Below are 2,745 nucleotides of genomic sequence, written 5' to 3' on the forward strand. Positions count from 1 at the left end.
AACAAGTTGGGCGGGGAGTTGATCCATGGGAGGCCTCTTTCAGAAACTAGCGGAGGGGAAAAACATGCTTTTCAGGGCTGTTCTCTGGCTGACGATGAACCACAATGCCGGCGCAGGGCGGATTCGATTTTGCGACGGTCGCGTTCTTTGCGCGGGCGGAGTGAGCGGGCGCGCTCCAGGTGGCGGCAGGCTTCTTCGAGCTTTCCCTGCGGGATCAGGCAATTCACGGCAAAGTGATAGTGGGTGAGGGGGTTTTTCTCGTCGAAATCCAGTGCCTGGCGGAAGGCGTCTTCGGCCTCAGGATAAGCCTCGCGGTGGGCGAGGATACTGCCCAGGGCGGAAAGCAAGAGGGCGCGCCCGCGCCGTTCCTCAACCTGCTCCAGCCCGCGGCGCAAGAGGGCCTCGGCGGTCTCAGGCTGTCCCTGCTGCGCTTCCATGAGCGCCCAGGCCTGCCAGACGGGGGCATGTTTGGGGTCGGCCTGGCTGGCCTGCTGGAAGAGGCGGCGGGCTTCGGCGATGTCCCCCTGCTCTTTTTCCATCAGCGCCCAGGCCTGCCAGACGGGGGCGTGTTTGGGGTCGGCCTGGCTGGCCTGCTGAAAGAGGCGGCGGGCTTCGGCGATGTCCCCCTGCTCTTTTTCCATCAGCGCCCAGGCCTGCCAGGTAGGGGCGTGTTTGGGGTCGGCCTGAGTGGCCTGCTGGAAGAGGCGGCGGGCTTCGGCGATGTCCCCCTGCTCTTTTTCCATCAGCGCCCAGGCCTGCCAGGTAGGGGCGTGTTTGGGGTCGGCCTGGCTGGCCTGCTGGAAGAGGCGGCGGGCTTCGGCGATGTCCCCCTGCTCTTTTTCCAGGAGCGCCCAGGCCTGCCAGGTAGGGGCGTTTTTTGGGTCGGCCTGGCTGGCCTGCTGAAAGAGGCGGCGGGCTTCGGCGATGTCCCCCTGCTCTTTTTCCATCAGCGCCCAGGCCTGCCAGGTAGGGGCGTTTTTTGGGTCGGCCTGGCTGGCCTGCTGGAAGAGGCGGCGGGCTTCGGCGATGTCCCCCTGCTCTTTTTCCAGGAGCGCCCAGGCCTGCCAGGAGACGGGGTCTTTGGGATTGGCTTGCGTGGCCTGCTGGAAGAGGCGGCGGGCTTCGGCGATGCGTCCCTGGTATTTGAAGGCCAGGGGGAGCAGGGTTGTCAGTTTGCGCTCTTCGGCGCCTGGGTCGGCGCCGAGCACCCTACCCAGGGCGGCAAACAGGTCTTGATACAGGTAGCGTTCTTCGGGCAGGCGGCGGCCGGCCAGCAGGCCCAGGGCGCGTTCGGCGATCCAGGGGTGACGGGTGGATAGGCGCCCGGCCTCCTCTTCGGTGATCTCGGTCAGTTCGCCGCGCAGGGGAGAGAGCAGGCGCGGGGTCAGTTCGGCTTCCGGGCAGGGCAGGAACTCCGCTAACAGGCGGCGGCTGATCCAGAAGCCAAAGCGGTGCACCAGGGCGATGCCAGCGTAGCCGCGCAGCAGGAAGGCGACGCGCTCTTCGCGATAGCGCTTTTCCAGGTTGGTAAAGACGGTTTCCAGGATGGCTTCAAAGGAGCGGCCGGCGCGGCTAGTCATCAGGGCGGGGAGCAACTGACCATCCGCCTGCAGGCGGCCGAGCAGGTAATCGAGCCGCTCTGAGGGGGTCTTCTCCTGCAGGGCGCCCAGGGCGTTGTTCGCTTCCAGGCGTTCGAGCAGGGCGTGGGCTTCGTGCTCGTCCAGGCGTTCCAGGCGGAATTCCTGCACCGTCACCCGGCGTTCCACTTCGGGGCGGAGAGGGCTGTTGTACCACTCGTGCAGGCGCGCCGTGCCCAGGAGCACGAACGGCAGGCCGCTCTCGTTCAGGTCGCTGAGCAGGGCGGGCAGCTCGTCCACGTAGGGGAGTTCGTCCAGGCAGATCAGGAGCGGCCCATTCTGCTCGAAAGGATGTTCGTAAGGCTGCGTCACGTGGCCGTAATGTCGCCAGAGCACGGAAAGCCCCTGGTGGGCGGCCCCCCAGGCGGCGCGCATCAGCAGGGTGGTCTTGCCCTCGCCGGAAAGCCCGCTGATCACCCCCAGGCGCTGCGCTGGCGTCCCATGAAGGATGAAGTCCATCAGGGAGGGGAAGAGCGTGCGCAGGGCGTCCTGCTGGCGGGCGATGTTCGCCCAGTTGGGCCGGGCGCCGTTGTAGAAATCCGCCGGTTGGCCCGCGTCCTGCGCCTGGCGGAAGGCCTCGTCAAGCAGGCGGAAGACAAATCCGCCCTGGTGACCCAGATGCACCTGGTTGTTGTCACCGGTGATGATGATGGTATGCTCGGCGTTGCCTTGAATGGTGATGGCGCGGCGACTCATGGGCCCATCGCTTGACCTGATTGTGATTGCCGGTAATGATGGTGCTGCCGCTGGCGTTCCCGCCGATGGCGACAGAGCGATTGCCGCTGGCGATGACGGTCTGCCCGGCGGGGCCGGATTGCGGCAGCAGGCGGGCGAATTCCTGGGCCAAGGAATCGTCTTCGGCGAGGAGTTTCTTCAGTTGCAGGCGCAGGGCGGCCAGGGCATCTTCGTCGTCGGGATGGGCGGCAGCGTCCTGGGCGGCTTCGAGCGCAGCGGGTCTGGCTTCCATCTTTGGGCGCAGTCTGTCCCACAGGGCTTTGACTTGCTCGAAGCCTTGTTCACCGGTCTTTTCGCCGAGTTTTTTGGCCGCTTCCTGCCCGGCAAGTTTGGCGCCTTTGAGCAGGTAGGGCAGGAAGGGGGCGAGGAGTTG

General features: G+C 66.0%; 2 protein-coding genes. Both read right to left on the reverse strand.

Features of this window, described 5'->3' with window-relative positions:
• Positions 1-71 precede the first annotated feature (71 nt).
• Positions 72-2,333 carry a tetratricopeptide repeat protein gene (locus QTO31_RS19180; RefSeq protein ID WP_301430757.1) on the reverse strand — a complete coding sequence of 754 codons (2,262 nt, stop codon included), beginning with the start codon at positions 2,331-2,333 and terminating at the stop codon, positions 72-74.
• On the reverse strand, positions 2,272-2,745 hold a 474-nt coding region (locus tag QTO31_RS19185), incomplete at its 5' end, for a hypothetical protein (protein WP_301430758.1). The genes QTO31_RS19185 and QTO31_RS19180, both read right to left, overlap by 62 nt.

Origin of the sequence: Chloroflexus sp. MS-CIW-1 (assembly GCF_030444705.1) — a bacterium.
GTDB lineage: Bacteria > Chloroflexota > Chloroflexia > Chloroflexales > Chloroflexaceae > Chloroflexus.